We start from the raw sequence: 19,226 nt of genomic DNA, 5'->3' as shown, positions 1-19,226 counted from the left end.
AGCCGGCGCAGCGCTCCGTCCCGCGATGGGTCTACTCCGAGGTGCCGCTGTCGCGGTAGCCGCAGGTGGGACCGCTGAGCAGGTCGCCAAGGCAGAGGCAATTCTTGCCGAGGCACGCCGTGCACTGTTCGAGATGCTGGCGGAAAAGCCGGCTGACGTGCAGCAGGCTCACGCAGAATCTACCGACACACTGCCGGTAGAGTGATCACGGCGCTCAGGCGCCGACGGTGACTTCCTCGCTGTTCATGCCGGAAACGTGGCCGTCGGCGCCCTCTCGCCAGTACCCGACAACATTGTGCTTGTCGCGAGCAATTCCTCGAACTTCCCTCAGATGCTTACGAATACGACGGCTGGTTGCGCTTTCGCACGCCACCCACGCGTAGATGTCGGCCGATTCGGATTCGGGAAACTCGACCTTCTCCACAGCTTCGAACAGCGCGCTCGGCGCCTTTCCGAGGCCACTCCCCACGAGCCACGTGTACGTGACGTCGCCGCGAGTGACAAATTCCTGTCGATCCTCTTCGGTTTCGACCTCGATGATCGCCTGTGCGACATCGCCCTCTCGAAGTTCTTCGACAATCCTGCCCAGTCCGGGGAGACCCGTGGCGTCTGCGACCAGCAGCTGCCAGCGAGGACCCGCCGGTGCTTGGTAGTGGGACCGCGAACTGTCCGACCAGAAGACGCCTAGTAGGTGACCTGGTTCGGCCCGCAGGGCCCAATCCGCTGCAATACCGCCAGGGTGCACGACGAAGTCGATGTCCAGACGACGGCCGCCGTCGTGCACCTTGCGCACGGTGTAGTGCCGCCACGGTGGCTCGGTTCCGAGATCGGCCTTGCCGTAGTCGGGATTGTTGAAGTAGTCGTAATCTGCTTCTGTTTCACCGGGTTTCGGGAACGCGATATCGATGCGCTCGTCGCCTTGTCCGCCAGTCGGCCAGTGCCAGTCGCCTTCTGCCTCGATGCTGATTCGCCGCATGTGCGGGGTCAGGGACGTGACGGTGACAACGCGGGCGGGTTCGCAGAAAGACATGCCTCGACCCTATTGGTCCTGCGTGTCGAAGTGGAGACAGATGCTGTCGCAAGACGGACATCGAAAGCAGCTGAAAACGCCAGCGTATGCCCCGAGGCATGGTTATTCCTCGGTGCATACGCTGGCATTTTCAGTTATGCCCGTTCAGGCGGCTGTCGGTGGGCTGTTCCCGCCGATCGGCTGCTGATACGGATCGATCGACATCGGTGGATAGAACACTGTTTTCCGATCCGGGCCGATCTCCACCCGCCATTCGGTGTGGTGCATCGTGCGGTGGTGATGACCGCACAACAAGATCAGGTTGTCGAGATCTGTTGGGCCACCATCGTTCCAGTGAACAATATGATGGGCATCGCACCACCCCGACGGAGTCCCGCACCCCGGAAACGCACACCCACCATCCCGAACCGCCAACGCCCGCCGCTGCGGCACCGTCGCCGTTCTCGCTTCCTTACCGCACTCGAGCGGAACACCATTCTCATCCAACAAAATCCGCGTCACGGTGCAGTCGCACGCCAGCATCCGGGCAGTATCGATACTGATCGGGCCCACCCAATCCGTCCACGCGAACCCGAGTTCCTGAGTCGACGGCAGCAAGTCCTTCAACGCTTGCAGATCCGTCATGTCTTTCGCGGACGCGGTGACCGTGATGTGCGGTTTCACCCCGCCTTCGATCGGACCCAACCCCGCTCGCTCGTAGCGGCGCAACAGTTCGCAAAACCCGTCCGCCCGCCGTAATGCAGGCGTGCGGGTGTCCTTGACACCGTCTTTCTCCGGTGTCGGAGCGGACAGGCTCGACAACAACGTGATCAACCGTGCCCCGTTGACCGCATCCAGATCGCCCTTCACCGTGACCCGCCCGTACAAGCCTTTCGAGGCGTAGAACTCGTTGCGTTCGGAATCTTCCCCGACCGGAACGCCGTCCTCACGCTTGCCGTACTGCTTCTCGATTCGGCGGATCGCTGCCCGCACCGCATCACAATCCGCAATGTTCTTCGACGCCAGGCCAAGCAGAATCCCGCGGGCCTTGTCCACATCCGCCAGGGTCATGTTCTTCGGTGGATGCTGACAAAACGACGCCACCTGACGCGCCTTCAACGCATCAACGTCACCACGATGAAACGCATCGCCGACCACAGGTTCGAGCATCAGCAACCGCGCCAACCCGACCAGCAGACTGCACTCACCGATCTCCAAATTCGTCGACCCGTGCAACCACTGTGCGATCGCCCGAAAACCCTTCCCGCCGAGAACCTCACGGGAAAACATCTCCACGATCAGCAACACCATCCGCGACTGCAACTCGTGCCGGGCACGCACCAGATCGAAAACCTCACTCTTGAGGTCCTCACCATCCAGTTGCCACGCATCCCGACTGTTCATGAAGCAATCATATTCGAACAGAGTTTCGAACACAAGAGAATTACAGGCGAAAATTACTGCTGTCCAGCTACTTTCGACAATTCGGACAAACGTCAGATCGAACCCAGCTCCCGCGCACGAGCTACCGCCGACGTCCGCGACTTCACGCCCAACTTGCCGAAGATGTGGACCAGATGCGATTTGACCGTGGTCTCGCTCAGGAAAAGTTCTTTACCGATCTCTCGGTTGGATCGACCCGCCGCCACCAACTTCAGCACTTCGATTTCCCTTGGACTAAGGCTGGTTTCGGGTTTGCGTACCCGAGTCATGAGCTTCGACGCGATGGCAGGGGAGAGAACGCTGTCCCCGCTCGCAGCGGCGCGGACGGCCGACAGCAACTCGACCGGGGGTGTGTCCTTGAGTAGATAGCCGCTGGCTCCGGCCTCGACGGCGCTCAAGATATCCGCGTCCGTGTCGTAGTTGGTCACAACGAGTACGTGCGGCGGATTCGGCAGCGCGCATACCGCGCGGGTGGCGTCGACCCCGGTCTTGCCTGGCCCGAACCGCAGGTCCATGAGCACGAGGTCGACCGGCGTGGTGGCGCAGAAGGCTATGGCTTCCTCGGCGGTCCCTGCTTCGCCGACCACCTCGATGTCGGATTCGCTTTCGAGCAGCGCTCGCAGCCCGGCGCGCACGATCGCGTGATCGTCGGCGAGCAGCAGGCGGATCACTGTTCACCGACATCGAGGGGAAACGTCACCGCGACGGCCGTGTGTCCCGGCTCCGACTCGATTGAGAACGTTCCGCCCTGCAGTTCGACGCGTCGTCGAATTGCATTGAGGCCAAAAGATTCCGCCGGTCCACGTTCGAGAACTGCCACGTCGAAGCCGCGGCCGTTGTCGACCACGTCGAGGCTGACGGTGTTGTCGGAATACGTCAGTGTCACAGCCATTCTGGTTGCATCCGCGTGGCGGAGAACATTGGACACCGCACCCTGGGCGATGCGCACCAGTGTTGCTTCGAGAGGCATCGGCAGCCGGATTGCCTCACCTTCGACCACGGATCGCGCTTCCAGTTCAGGACTGCTCGCGCGTTCACAGATTCGACGAAGCGCATCGGCGAGCGACTGACCGTCCAGGGCCGCCGGTGTCAATTCGGCGATGAGTTGGCGGGTTTCGGCAAGACTGTCCGCTGCAGTTTCCCGTGCGAGGCTGATCTGCCGGATGGCCGGGCTCTCCGGATCGGCGCGTTCGGCAGCGTGGAGGAGCATCTGGATGCTCGAAAGTCCTTGGGCTACGGTGTCGTGGATCTCGGCCGCGAGCCTTTCACGTTCGGCGAATTTTCCGGCATCGCGAGACGTCGACGCCAATTCTTCACGGGTGTTCATCAATTCGTCGATGAGACGACCGCGCTCGGCTGCCTCCCGGTACAGCGCTTGGTATCCGAGACCGATAGCAACGGCTACGGCGGCGCCGATGATCGGTCCGACGGCGCCGGCCACTGTCCACCCGCGATGCAATCCGGTGCCGATCACGGCGACAGCCGTTGCCGCGGTGACGGCCAGCAGGCTCCAGGGGCGCCGCAGAATATGGAGATAGAGGAAGAAGAGTCCGAATGCGAGGTAGGCGGCGTCGGCGGATACCGCCATCGTCGCGATCCAGACGAGGGTCAGCACGGCCAGCCACCAGCGGGCAGCGTTGCCGCGCAGCCTTTTGGCAACGCCGAAAAGATAGACGGCAACAAAGATCACGGCCAACGCGATGATTGTTGCGGTGAGGTCGGATTCGTCGATCAGCGCTCGAAGAAACACCACACCGGCCAGCGCCATGACAAGGACATGCAGGCCCAGTTGTAGGCCGGCGAAGACAGGCGTGAGCGGAGATCGGTGCATCTCGCCCAGCTTAGCGAGGTTCGGGCCTGGTTCATCCATCAAAAGTTGTAAACCGGGATGGTTCTTTCGAGCGCTGGAATGTCGATCCGAGGTGCGATGGAAAGAGTCTGCATCCGCGAGAGCGTAGAGGCAAGCACAGGAAAGGAATTCACAGTGTTTGTCGCAATGAGGGACTTACGGGCAGCGCGAGGTCGTTTCGCGCTGATCTCCGTCGTGGTTCTGTTGGTTGCACTTCTCGTCAGTTTTCTCAGCGGGTTGACTGCAGGACTTCGCCATCAGAACGTGTCGGCCATCGAGGCCATGAATGCCGACACGGTGGTGTTTGCAGACACCGGAGCTGGGGCGTCGTTCGACGAGTCGGCGCTCACACAGGACCAGGTCAACGCCTGGGCCGGGGCCGCGAAGGATGTCGATCCCATCGGAATCGGCCGCGGGAAGGCAGGATTGGCCGACGGAAATCAGAAGTCGGTGGCCCTGTTCGGTGCTGACGGCGGTTTCGGTGACGTGACGCCGTCGGCGTCAGGCACGGTGGTGTTGAGCGAAGGTGCCGCCCGCGATCTGGGGGCGGGCGCCGGCGATCAGGTGAGCGTCGGTACGCAGCAGTTCACCGTCAGCGACGTTCGCGGTGACGACTGGTACAGCCATTCGCCCGTCGTCTGGATGACGCTCGGTGACTGGCAGGCGGCCAATCCACGCGGCGGAGTTGCGACAGTACTGGCTGTCACCGGAGCCTCTGACGCTTCCGCAACGGACAAGTCAGCCGTGACGACGTCGACGACGGTCAGCGGTTCGCTCGACGCGATCGGTTCGTACAAATCGGAGAACGGGTCGTTGACCCTGATGACGCTCATGTTGTTCGCGATCTCGGCCCTGGTGATCGGTGCGTTCTTCACGGTGTGGACGATCCAGCGAACCCCGGACATCGCGACGTTGAAAGCGCTCGGCGCAACCACCGGTTCTCTGGTGCGCGACGCACTGGGTCAGGCCCTCATCGTCCTGATTGCCGGCGTCACCGTCGGAATCGGGCTGACGGCCGTGGCCGGCTCGCTGATCGGTGACGCCATGCCGTTTGTCCTGGACGCATCGACCACCGTCGTACCTGCCGTGGCATTGATCGGGCTCGGTCTGCTCGGCGCGGCCTTTGCACTTCGATTCCTCTCGACCACCGATCCACTCACAGCATTGGGGAGCGCACGATGACCATGACAACCGGCACCACAGTTCTCGACATCCAGAACGTCGATCTGACGTTTCCCGACGGGCAATCGCGGGTGACGGCGCTGGACGACGTGTCTCTGCGACTGCACCGCGGCGAGATCGCCGCAATCACCGGACCTTCGGGTTCAGGCAAGTCCAGCCTGTTGGCGGTGGCGTCGACCCTGATCCGTCCGGATTCCGGGCACGTCTATCTCCGGACGCCGGAAGGCAGCACCGACATCGCGGCGCTGAGTCGGCGGGCGGCGTCGGAGCTGCGACGCTCGTCGATCGGAATCGTCTTCCAGCAGTCCAACCTCGTGTCGTCGCTGACGGCTCTGGAACAGCTCGAGGTGATGGCGCATCTGGGGCAGTCCGTTTTCACGTCACGGACCCGTCGCAAAGCCGTGAAATCAAAAGCGATGGATTTGCTGGACGCTGTCGGGCTCGCGGATCAGAGCGGAAAACGGCCGTCTCAGCTGTCGGGTGGGCAGCGACAGCGCGTCAATCTCGCGCGAGCATTGATGAACGATCCGCAGCTTCTGGTGGTCGACGAGCCCACCAGCGCGCTCGATCAGGAGCGCGGTGCCGCTGTCATGGATCTGATCATCGGGGTGGTGCGGGAACACGAGGCGGCAACCCTTCTCGTGACACACGACCGAAGTCACCTGTCTCGGATGGATACTGTCTATCGTGTTGTTGACGGTTCCTTGGCGGAGGACCAGGAGGCGCTCGCGGCGTAACTCAGGCGGGCACGATTCGGGCATTCGTCACTGCATCCGGGCGGGAAGTCAACCCGCGATTTGCTGGGCAGTTAGACTGTTGTCGACTCGGGCAACTTGAGAGGACGTGTTATGGAACGCCGCCGCAATGTTGCGCAGCCGCCACAATCGCCGATTGCGGATCTGGAGCAGATGCCTGCTCTGATTCTCCTCGACAGGCTTCCGGTGCCGGTCATGGCCGTTCACCGCGACGGCAGCATCGTTTTTGCCAACCCGTCCTTCGCTGACATGCTGGGATATCCCAAGAAGGCCGTCTCGGCGTTGCGTTTGCAGGACATTCTCTACGACAAGGATGCCGACGACGTCAGTGCCGAGCAGGCTCATCGTGAACTGAGTTCCGAGCCGGGCTCGGTCAAGGAGTTCGTGCACTCCGACTCCACGTTGGTGCGCGCGACGGTCAGTCAGTCTCTGCTCCGACGGGACGACGACACGATCACCCTCGCCGTCCTTCACGATCTGACGGAACGCCTGTGGAACAACCCACGGCACATCGACGACAAGCCCACCAAGTAGGTCCCAGCTACTTCCGGGATTTGACGGTTCGGTCCAGGCCCAGGGTGGCGGCAAGGGTGTTGACCACCCATTCTTCGTACTTTTGGCCGGTCCAACCCGCGCCGACCACGAGGTCTGTGTACGTCTCCGGACTGAGCAGCGTGAGTGCGACGTTCACGGCTGTTTCGAGGTCGACGGCTGGCGCTTTTTCGACGATGCCAACCATCAGATGTTCCTGCACCGTGCGTCGCTGAGTGCGGTTGATTTGCCACAGGCGGGCGGCGTCCTCGTCCGCGGAAGCAGCGGCCCGCAGGGCCAACAGGATGTCTGCGGTGCGCTCCAGAATGAGCCGTCCGTGGTGAACCTGAATCCGGAGTTGCCCGAGTGGATGTGGGGCGCCCAGTGCCGCCGCCACCCACGGACGGTCGAGAGTTGCCGTCTTTTCCTCGTCGCCCGCAACGGCCACGTCGAGCAGTGCTGACAGCACGCTCGGCTTGTTGCCGAACACAAAATAGACACTCTGCACCGACACGCCCGCCGCCGCGGCAAGCTGTTTGATCGTGGCGGCCGCGTAGCCGGGATCGACAAAAACTTCGCGCGCTGCCTCGATGATCTTGCGCCGCGCCGACGTGTCTTCCCGAAGAACCTCAGTCATGATTAGAGTTTAACTCTAGAGTCGAACTCTAGCGACTCGGGAGGCGAAATAATGACGAAGGTTCTTGTACTCGGCGGCTACGGTGCCGTCGGGATTCCCTTGATGAAACAACTCGCGAAGGTCCCCGAAATCTCCGCGTACTCTGCCGGGCGTGATCGTGCTCGCGCTGACGTCGTCGTTGATCTTAAAGAACCAGGCGCGTATTCGGCTGCGGTTCGAGACTTCGATGTGGTGGTGAATGCCTCGGGTTTCGAGGATGTTCGCCTGGCAGAAGAAGCGGTACGCGGTGGGGCGGCATTCGTCGACGTCACGGCAACCTCGAGCTACTGCGAAGAACTGGAAGCGGTCGACGGACCCGTCCTGATGGGCGTCGGATTGGCACCGGGATTGACCAGTGTCCTTGCCGCCGAGGCGCATCGACTCGGCGGGGGACCCGTGGACATCGTGATCGGCCTCGGCGGCGGAGAACTACACGGACCGGCCGCGACGGCGTGGACGTACGGGATGTTGGGGACGAGGTTTCCCGATCCCGACGGGCGATCGATCCGGAACTACGCCGGGATGAAGACGTTTCGAATGCCGGACGATGCGACCGGCTACCGCACCGGTCCTGCTGTGCGGGCCGATTTTTCGGACCAACATGCCCTGACGCGCGACCTTGGCGTACCGGTGCGGACGTACCTGCGATTGGACACGTCCGCCGCGACGCTCGGGCTTGCGGCCATGACGTGGGCGCCCGCCCTCCAGAAGGTAGTGCCGAAGAAGCTGTGGGGCTCGGATCGTTGGGTCGCGATGGCACAAACGGATACCGCTCCGGCGCTGTGGGTTTCGGGGCGTAGCCAGTCGGCCGCGACGGCAACCATCGCCGCGCGTGCCGTGCAGGTGATTCGAGACCGTGCAATCTCGAAGCCGACGTGGTTTCACGCGGTGGAGACCGCAGAGTCGTTACAACTAGCAGTTCCGGAACTGTCAGTGCGGCAATGGGATGGTGCGAATTGGATGTCCGGCAAGACTGTCGACTAGTCGTGGTGATCCGAGAAACGGCAATCCGGCGGCCGCATTGGTGAGACAGCCGGGTACGACGGCGCGGACGACATGCAAGCCAGCGCGGAGAACATCAGCAGTGGTGAGGTCGACCCATGCCGGCCTGAAACCCGAGCCTTTCAGTGCGCTTTCGGTGTCGATGGGTGACGTCAGAGAGTCGAGGTCCACCTCGCCGACGACGGCACCTGCCAGCTCACTCTTGAATCGTGCTTGGATCTCCGGGTCCAGGTGGAGCTGCAAGTGGCATCCGTAGTCCATCACGTCGGCAAAGTCCGATCGGTAGGCGCCAGCATAGCTTCGGTCAGCTCGCCAAGGCGCAAGCGGGCTGGTCGGGGAGGCCGCGGCTCGACCGATGCCGCTCTCCGGGTCGTCGTAGTCGGCGGAAAGAAGTTGCAGCTGAAGCGCTTCCCCGAGCGACTTGAACGCAGCGGTCTGTGCGTCCTCGTGGCAGGCGGTTCCCATGGTCGAGTATCCAGTGCGGTGGTCGCGGACGAGGGCGCCGAGTACCGGGATCCCGAAATCACTCTCGAATGCCAGCCATCTCGTCGACAGGGTTTCGTGATTGCCCAGTCGAAGGAGCTGCTCTGGCATCCCGGTGACAATCCGAACGCCGCGTCTTCCGGTCCAGGAAAGCGTCATCGCGTCGCGCTCGACTATCTCGCGCAATGCATTCCGTATCGCGAATTCCGTCGTGGGACCGGCGGCGAGACCCGCCTGCGCTACTGGAGAGATCGCCGGACCCGTCCGGGCGACGAAATGAGGATACGAACCCCAGACGAGTTCGGCCGGTACCCAGATATCCGAACCCGTGATCAGGTCGACTCCGCGAGTCCAGTCCAACTCGAGATCGTCGGTTGGTGCGACGAACGGGAACTGTGGCCGCGCGTACTGGGCGGCGTCGAAACGCGCGAGTTGTGACAGGTCGATGCTTGCTCCGATCAATGCATCGGCCGACCCGCGGACGATCGGTTTGGTGACGATGTTCCCGCAATATCGTTCCACCGCTTCGCCTATCGCAGCTGCGGTAGGCCGCGCACGGTCACCTAGATCGAAGCAGTATCCGGCACCCGCCGAGTCGCTGGACCAGGGTGAAAAGCGTGCCGAATCGCAGACATACGAGTGAATCAGCTTGAACTCCGGCGGAAAGTGCTGGGGAACAACGGCGTCGACCAACTCTCGAATGATCCCAGTTCGGCGGTCGACGAGCAAAGACCTCATGCGAGAGGGACCGGCAGATGCAGATGGGTGGTCGATGCGCTGGTCAATCTGCTACCTCCAAGAAGGGGAAAAGCTGCCGGGGCATTGTTGTACAGACCGGGCGAGAGGACACGGACGACGTGTAACCCGGCAATCGAGATGTCGCGAGTAGTGAGATCGACGGAAATCGGTTGGTACCCTCGAGACGTCAGAAGGACTACCAGAGAATCAAGATTCACAGGATCTTCGTCGGGAACCTCTGATACCGAGCGTGTTTCGGTGTAGTCGAAAAGATGCTCTTCCGCTGCCTCAGCCATCACGGGGTCGAGATACAGCTGGGCGACGGTCGGCAGATCGACGACGTCCTTCCACTGCGCATCGAACTCGTCCCGGTAACGACGGTCGGCCCGAAAGGGTTTGTACAGGTGCGCCGGCAGCGTTCCGTCCGCCACGCTGCGCCAGGTCGGCCCGTCGGGGTCGGCGAGGTCGATCGTGATGGCAAGTACGGCGTACGCCTCGACAAGGGCCTTCGAGACTGCCGCCTCCACCGTTGGTCGACAAGCTGTGCCCAGCGCGACCAATCCACGTCGGTCATCCCGGATCCACACTGCGGCGACGGGAATGCCGAAGGGGGAGGGAAGCAGAAGCACTCGAACGCTCCGAGTGTCGCTCTCCAGATCCCCGAGTTGGCGGTGCACAGGTAACCGCTCCCAGTCGGCGAGTTCGATTGCCGGCTGTGACCGGTCCCCGCACCACCACAGTGCGGTGGCATCGCGTTCGAGAAGTTCCAGCAGAGCTGACATCTCGGCCTCGGCGCGTGAGCGTCCCGCGGCGATTCCGGCGTACTGCAACGACGCGATCGGTGGTTCGCCGCGACGGGTGCCGGTGTAGTACCCGAGATAGGTCAGGGCGGCCGGCACATAGGTGGGCACTTTTTCGTCCATGGTGTGACCCAGCGCCCAGCGGATTTCCAGAGCCGATGTGAAGGGAACAAAGGGGAATCCGGGAAGGCGGTACTGGTCCTCGCTGTACAACGCAAATTTCGCGGGATCGACGACCCGTGAGCCTGCCAGTTCCAGCGCTGACGCACTGCTGCGGATCAGATCTTCGGGGACTACGTTGCCGCAATATCTTTCGACAGCCTCACCGGTTGCCGCACCGCGAGCTGCTGCGTCGTCGCGTATCGAAGCCCCGAATCCGTAAGGGTCCGCGCGAAACAGTGAACCGCTGCCGCCGAAGTTTCTGGTGTCGGCCACCCTCGCGGCCCAACCGACCCAGCCTGTCGGCATGTCCGAGCGAATGTGTGGTTCCAGTGAGGTCAGCACGCCGCTTCGGGCGTCGACCAGCAAGTCATCCACCGGCAGTTCCTCCGAGTATGGGCAGGGTCAACGACCCGGAAAATGATTGGTGCAGTGCGGTACTGCGTGTTCCTCGATAGCGATCACCGTCTCCGAGATTGCGTGCGAGCCGTGGGAAGTCCGAGCCGGCGATCCGCAGCGTCAAGACATCACCCGCGCGCACAGTGTGCAACACGGGATCGAGATCTATGGTCAACGTGCCGGAGCAAAGGCTGACGCCGGCCCCACGAGCGATCGACCTGGTGACTCCGGCGCTATCGACGATGCTCAGCTCGACGATCCAGTCAGCTTCGCCCTCGGGCGAATGCACTGTCAACTCCACCGAAGGCATTCCCGACAGCACACACTCGACCTCCATGTCGAAAGTCCAGACAACACAGTCGTTTCGGCCCTCGTCTGCGTGGTGCGTGAAGTTGAAAGGCGCCGTCCTCGGGTCTGGTTCGAGACGAACGCGATTCGCACCCGTGACATACGGTTCGGTCGACCATTCGCCTGCACCCCGGTCGAACACCCGATTGATGGTCACGGGCCGCGCCGAGAATATCGATTCCATCCACTCGACCTGAAGGCGGCCGAAACTCGTCTCGCCGACCATTCCAGGGCGGAGGTCGTGCGCCCAGGGGCCCACGATCAAACTCTGCGGCCCGCGCCCCAGGGACGTGAAGTGTCGCAGTGTCTCCCGAATCATCGCATCGTCCCAACCGCCGATGTGCAGCCCGGCGACGTCGAGTTCGGAGAGTTCGTCCGCGGACACCAGATCATCGCCACCGAAGTCTTCGCGCTCACGAGCGCGACGGATCGGCGTCAACCAGCCCGGTGAATCGGAGGTCAGGCCAACCTCCTCGATCATCGACTGCACCGGGAGATGTTCCAGCAAAGACGAATCCGAGCGCATCAGGGCAGGGATGAAACCCTCACGAGAGGAAGACGAACCTCCGTGCTCGCCCCACCACGCCAGATGCTCGGCGAGAAGAAGTATCCCCGAGGGATCACGTTTGACGCGGTCGCTTCCGATGGTCGGCACTTTGGAGACGACACCGCGAGCACGAAATGCCCGATCGGCGCCATTGGTCTCGGCAGCAAACGCCCACGCAGTTCCTGCCGCATACGAAGCCCCGCTTGCGATGACGCACTCCGGTGTCCACGGCTGATCCTGCAGCCACTCGGCAAGGGCGGCGCCGTCCTCGCGCTCGTGGAGGTACGGTTCCCAAGATCCGGTGGAATCGTGCCGTCCACGTACGTCCTGACAGATGAAGGCAATTCCTCGCGATCGCCATTCGACCCCCTCGGCCAGATGCCACCCGCGTCCGTACGGGGTGCGGATCACGATCAGTCCCCGAGGTGAAGAATCTGGGAGAAGCACATCCGTAGCCAGCGAAGAACCGTCTGCTGCCGGGATCTTCACTCCGAGTGAGATCACCGGAGCGTCGGCGAAGGTTCGAGAACGCCGCCTGGCAGTGGTAGCACGGGATGTCGAGTCATCATCAGGGTTCGTGGATTCATCCGGATCTGGTGGTGAAGGTGTGATTGCGGTGCGCCGTAAGAACTAGCCACGACGTCCGAACATGCAAATGCACTGACCATTGCGGCTGCGGTGGGTGAAAGTCCAAGCGGACGACGTTCACTGTCGGCGAGGTGGTTCCACAGCGCCAGCAGGTGATCCGGTACACGTGACGCGGCAAGGCGTCGACCGCAGACGTCCCGGTAGCTCGCGCTGTCGATGCCGTCGAAGAAGGGACCGATGCAGATCTCACCCAGTTCCGCGTGGACGCGTTGCCACGGAGTTCGGCTGTGGCGGCACCAGGTATCGAGTTCCGACCACGCGTCGTGAGGAGGAGCGTCGGCAACCGACAGTACGAGGTCCGAAGACGCAACGTCGTCTTCGATTGGCGCAGTGGTGGATACGACGTCGAGGTCCGGAAGAGCCTTGGAGAGCAGAGCGATGCAGGCATCGGCAACGGGTCCGACCCCGTCCATCAGCACACGCTGTGGTCCCGGAATCTCTGGCACTTGACCTGGAACAGCCAGCACGCCGCGAGAGACGAGAGCGTCGGCGATCTCGATCGCTCCCGCGCCGAGCACCGAACCAGACCGCCGGAGAAAGTTGTCGAGTTCTGCGAGAGCTTCGGCCGGCGCACCGATCGTGACTGCGTTCTCGTCCGGTGTCAGGTAATGCCAAACACCGTCCGGTGTCGGATACAGGTGGTGTCCGTCGGCGAGGGCGTACACGGATCTCCTTGTCGGTGCCCGCACCCGACGAGTCGGATGCGGGCGGGGTCATCGGCAGATCAGACCGTCGAAACGGTCTGGATCAGGGAAGGTTTCAGCTCTGGAAGCTGAACGGGTTGTCGACGAGGGCGTTGGTGCCCACACCCTGCAGAGCATGTGCGGACGTCGCCTCGGCAACCGGCTCGAAGGTGAACGGGTTGTCGACGAGGGCGTTGGTGCCGACACCCTGGAGTGCATTGGCCGGAGCCGAGTTGGAGACGCTGTCGAACGAAATGTTGCTCATTGTCATCCCTTCCGTAATGGAAACCATTTCCATTACGATGCCACCGTACGAAAGATCGCCACGGAGAGCAACAGGTACAAGAGAGTGCATACATGAGCGAGACCTCGACGACGGGATCCGCCGAAGCGCAACCACATGTGTTTCGGGACAGATCGTTTCGATTGTTCTTCACGGCTCGCACGATTGCCGTGGCCGGTGCGGCGGTCACCGGTGTGGCAATGCCGATTCTGGTGTTCGACATCAGCCGGTCTCCGTTTCTCACCTCGCTCGCGGCTGCGGGGACGGTTCTGCCGTACCTCGTATTCGGCTTGTTCGCGGGCGCCGTGGCAGACCGAGTCAACCGGCGGACGGTCATCCTGTGTGCGCAGGCCGTCGCTGCTCTTGCCTTGGCGAGTATTCCGGCGGCTCAGGCGCTCGGTGTGTTGACGGCATGGCACGCGGTCGGCGTATCGATGTGCATCGGAACGTGTTTCGTGTGGTTCGATGCCGCAGCTTTCGGAGCCTTGCCTGCGCTGGTCGGTCGGCAGAGAATACCGGCCGCCAACAGTGCGCTGTGGACTTCCAGCACGCTCGTCGATGTTGCCTTTCCGGCTATTGCCGGAGTGCTCGTGGCATCGATCGGCCCGGCCTACGCATTGGGTGCTGATGCACTGGCCTACGTATTGGCCGGGCTGGCCATGGCGTCGATCGGAGCCTCGTTCTCGGGTATTCCTGCGGCGCCGAAGAGGTCGGAACCCGGAATTGCGCGTGACATACGCGAAGGCCTCAGCTTCCTTTGGCAGTCTCCGCTCCTGCGAGCCTTGACCGGCGTCGGCTTCGTCAATTCGCTGACGCAGGGTGCTGTCACGGCGCTCCTGGTGGTGTACGCGACCGAGAGGCTGGGGATTTCGACGTCGAGTCCGATGATCGGGGCCGTGTGGACAGCAGTCTCCGTGGGTGGCGTGGTCGGCGCAGTCTTGCTCCCACGCCTACCGGCGCAATGGCCGGTCGGCGCGATCACTGTCGGTGCGTTGACCATCGCCCCGGTGGTGCTGTTCGTCGTTGCGACAACCGGCAACACCGCCGCAGCGATCACCGCTCTGACCGTCTACTCCGGCTGTGCGACTGTCACCATCCTCAACGGCATCGGTGCACGTCAGCGTCTGACTCCGGATCGTCTACAGGGGCGCGTGAACACCACGGCGAGGATGGTCGCCTGGGGTGGTTCGCCGGTGGGTGCCTTGATTGCCGGGGCAATTGCAGGACGTTGGGATATCGGCACCGCCTACCTCGTTGCGTGCAGCTTTGCGCTGGTCGGGGCACTCTTCGCGTGGGTGAGCGCCCTGCGGACCGATCCTTGTCCGCACAGATGAGCATGTCACTATTAATGAAAACGACTGTCGTTATGGTTAGATCCACCTGTTCATCCCTGTGAACCCCACCTATTCAGGAGTGCGATGACGCTGACCAGCGAAGCAGTACCTGATGCCCCGTCGCGTGCGCATCCCGTCGGCGACCGCGGATACGTCCCGTTTCTGTTGGCCACGGCCGTGGTCCTTGCCACCGTCTCTACCGTCGCGGTGTGGTCGGGCGCTGCGTCGCTGTCCTTCGCCGACGTATTTGCGGTGTTGTACGCGCACGTCGGTGGGCCGCCGGTCGACCCGCTGCTCGATCGGATCGTGTGGGGACTGCGGGTCCCGCGCATTCTGATCGCGGCACTGGCAGGTGCCGGGTTATCACTGGCCGGCGCGGTACTGCAAGCGTTGGTGCGCAATCCGATTGCCGATCCGTACATCTTGGGTGTCGGTTCGGGAGCGTCCTTCGGCGCAGTGCTGATCATGACGACGGGCATCGGAACCGGCCTGTCGATCGGTGTTCCGGTGGCAGCCTTCCTGGGGGCCATGGTTTCCCTGATCGCGGTTCTCGTACTGGGTCGGCGCGAGGGAATGCTTGTCCCGCTGCGCATGGTCTTGGCCGGAGTTGCCATCGGCTATCTGCTCTCGGCTGCAACAAGTTTCGTGCAGTTGCGCGCCGATCCGAGTCAGCTTTCGGGAGTGCTCTTCTGGTTACTCGGTTCGGTGAGCGGGGCAGGTTGGTCGGATCTCGGTGTGCCCGCCGCGGTGATCACCGTTTGTGCGGCAGTGCTGTTGACGCAGTCTCGCCAACTCAACGCGCTGGCGATGGGAGACGAGAGCGCGCAATCGGTGGGCGTCGACGTGCGCCGTACCAGGTTGCTACTACTGGTGATCGCGTCGTTGCTGACCGCGGTTGTTGTATCCGTTGCCGGCGGAATCGGTTTCGTGGGGCTGCTCGTGCCGCACGCCGTACGACTCCTCGTCGGATCCGACCACCGCAAGCTGCTGCCGGCAACCGCGCTGGTCGGTGCAACCTTCCTGGTGATCGTCGATCTTGCGGCCCGGATGTTGGATGCGCCCAACGAATTACCGCTCGGAATCATCACCGCCGGATTGGGTGCTCCGTTCTTCCTCTGGTTACTTCGACGCGACGGAGGTGCGCAGTCATGAGATTGTCGGCCAGCGGGATTCACGTCGTTCGAGGTGGACGTCAGGTGGTTTCCGGCGTAGATCTCGAAGCACCCGAGGGGAGCGTGGTCGGGCTCGTCGGGCCGAACGGTAGTGGAAAGTCCTCGCTCCTGCGCGCGTTGTATCGCTCGATGAAGCCGCGAAGCGGAATCGTGAAGGTGGACGAGGTGAATGTTTGGGACGATCTCTCGCCACGATCCGCAGCACGCATCATCGGTGTTGTGGGGCAGGAGCATTCATCCGACTTCTCGTTCAGCGTCCGCGAGGTGGTGGCGACGGGCCGGACGCCGCATCACAGCGCATTCTCTCGACTCGGTGAAATCGACCGGGACATCGTCAGTGCCGCACTGGCACGAACCGGTATGCACGGCTTCGGATCACGACTCTTCGCCGAACTGTCCGGCGGAGAAAAGCAGCGTGTGATGTTGGCCCGGGCGATCGCTCAACAACCGTCGGTGCTGGTCTTGGACGAGCCCACCAACCACCTCGACATCCGAGCTCAACTCGAACTGATGGAATTGGTCGCCGAACTCGGTACTACGACGATTGTCGCGATCCATGAACTCGCTTTGGCCGCAGCGTATTGCGACTACGTCTGTCTGCTCTCCGGCGGGGTAGTTGTCGCGACAGGACCAACGGCCGAGGTCCTCACCGAGGACCTGCTGTCCGAAGTATTCGGGGTTCAGGTGCATCTCGGCACTCACCCCTTGACCGGGCGTCCCTTGCTCTCGTTCGCCCCTCCGCTCCTACACACGAAAGAAGCAGTGTCTTGAAATCCTCGATACGTACTGCCGCGCTGTTGTGCTCGGCCGTTACCGCCACTGCAGTACTGACCGCATGCGGAAACTCCACGGCGGATTCGGCGACGTCGTCGTCCGAGAAGATTTCCGTCACCAATTGTGACCGCGAGGTCACGTTGCCCAAGACGGCGGAGCGGATTGTCTCGCTGTATCCGTCGATGACAGAGCTTCTGATTCAACTTGGTGCCGCCGACCGCATTGTCGGACAATCGAATACCGATCTCTCTCCTCCCAGCCCCGAACTCGCGGATCAGTTCGCGGCCGTGCCGGTACTGAGCACCGGAGTTCCCGCGAAAGAAGCATTGCTCGACGCCCGTCCGGATCTGATCGTCTCCGACGGGGAATACTGGTTCGACGGTGACCGACTGCAGAGCATGGACGAATTGCGTGACCTCGGCATCCCGATCTTCGTGAACAGCGGCTACTGCCACAAGGCGGTCACCGAGGGGCGGATCGACGACGTCTGGTCCGACATCGACGGTCTCGGTGCCCTGACCGGAACAAGTGACGAAGCAGCAATTCTCCTGGCAGATGGCAAGAAGTCGCTCGCAGAAACCGAGGCATCCGTGGCCGGGAAGGAGCCGGTTGCCACTGTGATGGTTCAGGTTTCGGAGGGGCAGTCCTACGCTCTGGCGAGGGGCCTCTACAGCAGCGTGCTCGAGGCGGCCGGGGGAAAGAACCTCTACGAGAGCGACCTTCCGGATGGGAAGTACTTCGGCCAGGTAGCCACCGAATCGATACTCGCGAAGTCGCCGCAGGCAATTCTTGTCGTTTACTCCACCGAGTCGGCTCGGGAATCCACACTCGAGGCTGCCCGCACGGCATTTGCCGGGACGCCTGCCGCGACGTCGAATGCGATCTTTGCCGTTCCGGAGGCGTGGTTCGCCGGTGAATTGGTGTCGATCGACGGAGCTGCCGAGGTATCTCGCCTGCTGCACCCGGGTTCGTGAGGTCTTGACCGCCCTCGAGCGGGTCGAGGCCGTCGTATCGCTGCATGCTGCGCTTGACCGGACGGTGGCTCCGTCGGAGCTACCGTTCGACGAGGGCGCACTGCCCCCGGTGACGTCTGAGTTCGTTGAATTACCGGCGCCGACGCCACTGCCGGCCCGGGACTTTCCGGATATCTTGCAGGCACGACGGAGCCACTACAACCCAGCGCAAGATGCTTTGGGAATCGATGAACTTTCAAATGTGCTGCACCACAGTCTGGTCAGCAGCCCGACGGCCGGTGGGATGCGCGAACTGACGCTGTCGTTTGTTGTCAGCCAACCCGGACACTCGCTTGGAGCCGGGGTGTACCGGTACATCCAGGAAGGCCGTGCTGAGGCCGTCCGGCCGGGTGACGTACAAGGAAACCTTCGAGCGAGCCTTCTCCAGCCCGAGTTCGTCGACGTGTTCCCGGTTCTTCTGTTTGTCGTCGCGAACGTGGAAGCGCCGCTCGAGAAGTACGCGATGCGGCACTACCGCACGATGCACGTGGATGCCGGTGTGCTGGTTCAGAATCTGTACCTTGTGACCGAGGCGATGAGACTTGTGGGCTGCGCCATCGCAGGATTCACGGATGCGCGAGTGGCATCTCTGTTGAATCTCGCGACGACGCAGCTTCCCGTCATGGCTTTTGCACTCGGGCGGCCCAGCTAGTTCAGCCGAGGATGCGCGCCTTCTGGGTCTCGAACTCGGCCTCCGTCAATACGCCGGCATTCTTGAGTTCGCCCAGCTTGGTGAGCTGTTCGAGCTTCGCGTCCATCGACATTTCCGATTCTGCCGGAGCTGCCTGCGGCGGGAGGGGCGGTAGATCGGGAATCGGCGGCACCGGCTGGACCTGCGCTGCGCGGGCCTGATCTTCGGCAGCCCAACGGGTCCGCTGACGGCGCTGAACATTGCCGTGAATGGAGCTTGCGACGGCTACCCGGCCGGCTCGCCTCAAGAAACTCATGCGTCCTTCTTCGTGGTATCCGGTGCGGTGTTGTCCAGTGCAGCAGCCAGTTCGTCCACGCTCAGGTGACCTTCGGTGACAACCTTTGCGCCGCTGCGGGTCCAGGCCTCGATGACCGGCAGTATTGCCAGTTCCTCGTAGACGAGTACGGCGGCAACACTTCCGGCAGCCAACTCTTCACCAACGGCAGCGATGTCGCCGGCGTCGAGCAGTCCGGAGGCAGCGCCGTCGAACTGCGCCAAATCGAAATCTGCGAGTTCGAAGGTGGACGCGGGTACGACGGATACCGATCCGTCGGCGGCTTTGGTGACGAACTCGAGGTCGAGGATGCGGATCACTCCGGAGTCGACGAGAGCGAGCAGCTGCTCGAATCCCGCGGAGGTCGGTGCACCGCCGGGAAACTCGACAGCAACGTACTCGATCGGACCGAATTGGTCTTGGTTGGACATCG

Annotated in this window: 22 protein-coding genes; 10 read left to right on the top strand and 12 right to left on the bottom strand. The window is 62.5% G+C overall.

Features of this window, described 5'->3' with window-relative positions; genetic code table 11:
• Positions 1-25: 25 nt before the first annotated feature.
• Positions 26-205, top strand: a complete 180-nt coding sequence (locus H351_RS02555) for a hypothetical protein (protein ID WP_029254136.1) — start codon at positions 26-28, stop codon at positions 203-205.
• Positions 206-214: 9 nt separating this feature from the next.
• Here the strand turns inward: H351_RS02555 and H351_RS02550 are convergent, their stop codons facing one another.
• The 4 genes from H351_RS02550 to H351_RS02535 form a co-directional block, all read right to left on the bottom strand.
• Positions 215-1,030, bottom strand: a complete 816-nt coding sequence (locus tag H351_RS02550; protein ID WP_019746297.1) for a siderophore-interacting protein — start codon at positions 1,028-1,030, stop codon at positions 215-217.
• A gap of 144 nt (positions 1,031-1,174) precedes the next feature.
• Positions 1,175-2,413 (bottom strand): HNH endonuclease signature motif containing protein, encoded by a 1,239-nt coding sequence (locus H351_RS02545; protein WP_029254137.1) that lies wholly within the window; start codon positions 2,411-2,413, stop codon positions 1,175-1,177.
• A 92-nt stretch (positions 2,414-2,505) separates the two neighbouring features.
• Entirely contained in the window at positions 2,506-3,123 is a 618-nt protein-coding gene (locus tag H351_RS02540) for a response regulator (RefSeq protein ID WP_019746299.1), read from the bottom strand.
• Positions 3,120-4,322 (bottom strand): sensor histidine kinase, encoded by a 1,203-nt coding sequence (locus tag H351_RS02535; protein ID WP_029254138.1) that lies wholly within the window; start codon positions 4,320-4,322, stop codon positions 3,120-3,122. Before H351_RS02535 ends, H351_RS02540 begins: the two co-directional genes overlap by 4 nt.
• A gap of 114 nt (positions 4,323-4,436) precedes the next feature.
• Between H351_RS02535 and H351_RS02530 the strand changes: the two genes are divergently transcribed.
• The 3 genes from H351_RS02530 to H351_RS02520 all read left to right on the top strand — a co-directional run bounded on the left by H351_RS02530 (position 4,437) and on the right by H351_RS02520 (position 6,772).
• A complete protein-coding gene (locus H351_RS02530) occupies positions 4,437-5,483 on the top strand; it encodes an ABC transporter permease (protein WP_029254139.1) in 1,047 nt (348 codons plus the stop codon).
• Positions 5,480-6,220, top strand: a complete 741-nt coding sequence (locus tag H351_RS02525) for an ABC transporter ATP-binding protein (RefSeq protein ID WP_020968047.1) — start codon at positions 5,480-5,482, stop codon at positions 6,218-6,220. Before H351_RS02530 ends, H351_RS02525 begins: the two co-directional genes overlap by 4 nt.
• Before the next feature lie 111 nt (positions 6,221-6,331).
• Positions 6,332-6,772: a PAS domain S-box protein gene (locus tag H351_RS02520; RefSeq protein WP_003943598.1), complete on the top strand. Its 441-nt coding sequence runs from the start codon at positions 6,332-6,334 to the stop codon at positions 6,770-6,772.
• 7 nt (positions 6,773-6,779) lie between these two features.
• On the opposite strand, the gene H351_RS02515 is transcribed toward H351_RS02520, so the two are convergent.
• On the bottom strand, positions 6,780-7,406 hold the full coding sequence (locus H351_RS02515) for a TetR/AcrR family transcriptional regulator (protein WP_029254140.1): 627 nt from the start codon (positions 7,404-7,406) through the stop codon (positions 6,780-6,782).
• A gap of 51 nt (positions 7,407-7,457) precedes the next feature.
• On the opposite strand from H351_RS02515, the gene H351_RS02510 reads away from it, so the two are divergent.
• A complete protein-coding gene (locus H351_RS02510; protein WP_029254141.1) occupies positions 7,458-8,429 on the top strand; it encodes a saccharopine dehydrogenase family protein in 972 nt (323 codons plus the stop codon).
• Here the strand turns inward: H351_RS02510 and H351_RS02505 are convergent.
• The 5 genes from H351_RS02505 to H351_RS02485 all read right to left on the bottom strand — a co-directional run bounded on the left by H351_RS02505 (position 8,376) and on the right by H351_RS02485 (position 13,517).
• A complete protein-coding gene (locus H351_RS02505; protein WP_029254142.1) occupies positions 8,376-9,668 on the bottom strand; it encodes a YcaO-like family protein in 1,293 nt (430 codons plus the stop codon). The genes H351_RS02510 and H351_RS02505 overlap by 54 nt on opposite strands.
• Complete coding sequence (locus tag H351_RS02500) at positions 9,665-11,005, bottom strand: YcaO-like family protein (protein WP_029254143.1); 1,341 nt, start codon at positions 11,003-11,005, stop codon at positions 9,665-9,667. Before H351_RS02500 ends, H351_RS02505 begins: the two co-directional genes overlap by 4 nt.
• The gene (locus H351_RS02495; protein ID WP_029254144.1) at positions 10,998-12,425 is read right to left on the bottom strand and encodes a CocE/NonD family hydrolase; all 1,428 of its coding nucleotides are present in this window, start codon (positions 12,423-12,425) and stop codon (positions 10,998-11,000) included. The genes H351_RS02500 and H351_RS02495 overlap by 8 nt, the downstream gene beginning before the upstream one ends.
• On the bottom strand, positions 12,422-13,234 hold the full coding sequence (locus H351_RS02490; RefSeq protein ID WP_029254145.1) for a hypothetical protein: 813 nt from the start codon (positions 13,232-13,234) through the stop codon (positions 12,422-12,424). Before H351_RS02490 ends, H351_RS02495 begins: the two co-directional genes overlap by 4 nt.
• A 94-nt stretch (positions 13,235-13,328) precedes the next feature.
• Entirely contained in the window at positions 13,329-13,517 is a 189-nt protein-coding gene (locus H351_RS02485; RefSeq protein ID WP_003943543.1) for a streptamidine-related RiPP repeat protein, read from the bottom strand.
• Between the two features lie 92 nt (positions 13,518-13,609).
• Here H351_RS02485 and H351_RS02480 point away from each other — a divergent pair, with 92 nt between their 5' ends.
• The 5 genes from H351_RS02480 (at position 13,610) to H351_RS02460 (ending at position 18,480) form a co-directional block, all read left to right on the top strand.
• Positions 13,610-14,869 (top strand): MFS transporter, encoded by a 1,260-nt coding sequence (locus tag H351_RS02480; protein ID WP_029254146.1) that lies wholly within the window; start codon positions 13,610-13,612, stop codon positions 14,867-14,869.
• 84 nt (positions 14,870-14,953) lie between these two features.
• Complete coding sequence (locus tag H351_RS02475) at positions 14,954-16,021, top strand: FecCD family ABC transporter permease (RefSeq protein WP_019746312.1); 1,068 nt, start codon at positions 14,954-14,956, stop codon at positions 16,019-16,021.
• Positions 16,018-16,812, top strand: coding sequence for an ABC transporter ATP-binding protein (locus tag H351_RS02470; protein ID WP_021342372.1), 795 nt, complete (start codon positions 16,018-16,020; stop codon positions 16,810-16,812). Before H351_RS02475 ends, H351_RS02470 begins: the two co-directional genes overlap by 4 nt.
• Positions 16,809-17,789, top strand: coding sequence for an ABC transporter substrate-binding protein (locus H351_RS02465; protein ID WP_029254147.1), 981 nt, complete (start codon positions 16,809-16,811; stop codon positions 17,787-17,789). The genes H351_RS02470 and H351_RS02465 overlap by 4 nt, the downstream gene beginning before the upstream one ends.
• Before the next feature lie 4 nt (positions 17,790-17,793).
• A complete protein-coding gene (locus H351_RS02460) occupies positions 17,794-18,480 on the top strand; it encodes a SagB family peptide dehydrogenase (RefSeq protein WP_029254148.1) in 687 nt (228 codons plus the stop codon).
• Between the two features lies 1 nt (position 18,481).
• Here the strand turns inward: H351_RS02460 and H351_RS02455 are convergent, their stop codons facing one another.
• Positions 18,482-18,775, bottom strand: a complete 294-nt coding sequence (locus H351_RS02455; protein WP_019746316.1) for an SHOCT domain-containing protein — start codon at positions 18,773-18,775, stop codon at positions 18,482-18,484.
• The gene (locus H351_RS02450) at positions 18,772-19,224 is read right to left on the bottom strand and encodes a DUF6325 family protein (RefSeq protein ID WP_029254149.1); all 453 of its coding nucleotides are present in this window, start codon (positions 19,222-19,224) and stop codon (positions 18,772-18,774) included. Before H351_RS02450 ends, H351_RS02455 begins: the two co-directional genes overlap by 4 nt.
• Positions 19,225-19,226 lie beyond the last annotated feature (2 nt).

The sequence above is a fragment of the Rhodococcus erythropolis R138 genome (genome assembly GCF_000696675.2).
GTDB classification, from domain to species: Bacteria; Actinomycetota; Actinomycetes; order Mycobacteriales; family Mycobacteriaceae; genus Rhodococcus_F; species Rhodococcus_F erythropolis.
Note: the sequence above shows the minus strand (reverse complement) of the source record. Positions and strands in the feature narration are given on the sequence as shown.

Excerpts from the sequence above, each read along its gene's own strand:
- H351_RS02450 (WP_029254149.1), bottom strand. The coding sequence starts at position 19,224 with ATGTCCAACCAAGACCAATTCGGTCCGATCGAGTACGTTGCTGTCGAG.
- H351_RS02510 (WP_029254141.1), top strand. The coding sequence starts at position 7,458 with ATGACGAAGGTTCTTGTACTCGGCGGCTACGGTGCCGTCGGGATTCCC.
- H351_RS02455 (WP_019746316.1), bottom strand. The coding sequence starts at position 18,775 with ATGAGTTTCTTGAGGCGAGCCGGCCGGGTAGCCGTCGCAAGCTCCATT.
- H351_RS02475 (WP_019746312.1), top strand. The coding sequence starts at position 14,954 with ATGACGCTGACCAGCGAAGCAGTACCTGATGCCCCGTCGCGTGCGCAT.
- H351_RS02525 (WP_020968047.1), top strand. The coding sequence starts at position 5,480 with ATGACCATGACAACCGGCACCACAGTTCTCGACATCCAGAACGTCGAT.
- H351_RS02480 (WP_029254146.1), top strand. The coding sequence starts at position 13,610 with ATGAGCGAGACCTCGACGACGGGATCCGCCGAAGCGCAACCACATGTG.
- H351_RS02555 (WP_029254136.1), top strand. The coding sequence starts at position 26 with ATGGGTCTACTCCGAGGTGCCGCTGTCGCGGTAGCCGCAGGTGGGACC.
- H351_RS02485 (WP_003943543.1), bottom strand. The coding sequence starts at position 13,517 with ATGAGCAACATTTCGTTCGACAGCGTCTCCAACTCGGCTCCGGCCAAT.
- H351_RS02550 (WP_019746297.1), bottom strand. The coding sequence starts at position 1,030 with ATGTCTTTCTGCGAACCCGCCCGCGTTGTCACCGTCACGTCCCTGACC.
- H351_RS02535 (WP_029254138.1), bottom strand. The coding sequence starts at position 4,322 with ATGGATGAACCAGGCCCGAACCTCGCTAAGCTGGGCGAGATGCACCGA.
- H351_RS02545 (WP_029254137.1), bottom strand. The coding sequence starts at position 2,413 with ATGAACAGTCGGGATGCGTGGCAACTGGATGGTGAGGACCTCAAGAGT.
- H351_RS02515 (WP_029254140.1), bottom strand. The coding sequence starts at position 7,406 with ATGACTGAGGTTCTTCGGGAAGACACGTCGGCGCGGCGCAAGATCATC.
- H351_RS02520 (WP_003943598.1), top strand. The coding sequence starts at position 6,332 with ATGGAACGCCGCCGCAATGTTGCGCAGCCGCCACAATCGCCGATTGCG.
- H351_RS02470 (WP_021342372.1), top strand. The coding sequence starts at position 16,018 with ATGAGATTGTCGGCCAGCGGGATTCACGTCGTTCGAGGTGGACGTCAG.
- H351_RS02505 (WP_029254142.1), bottom strand. The coding sequence starts at position 9,668 with ATGAGGTCTTTGCTCGTCGACCGCCGAACTGGGATCATTCGAGAGTTG.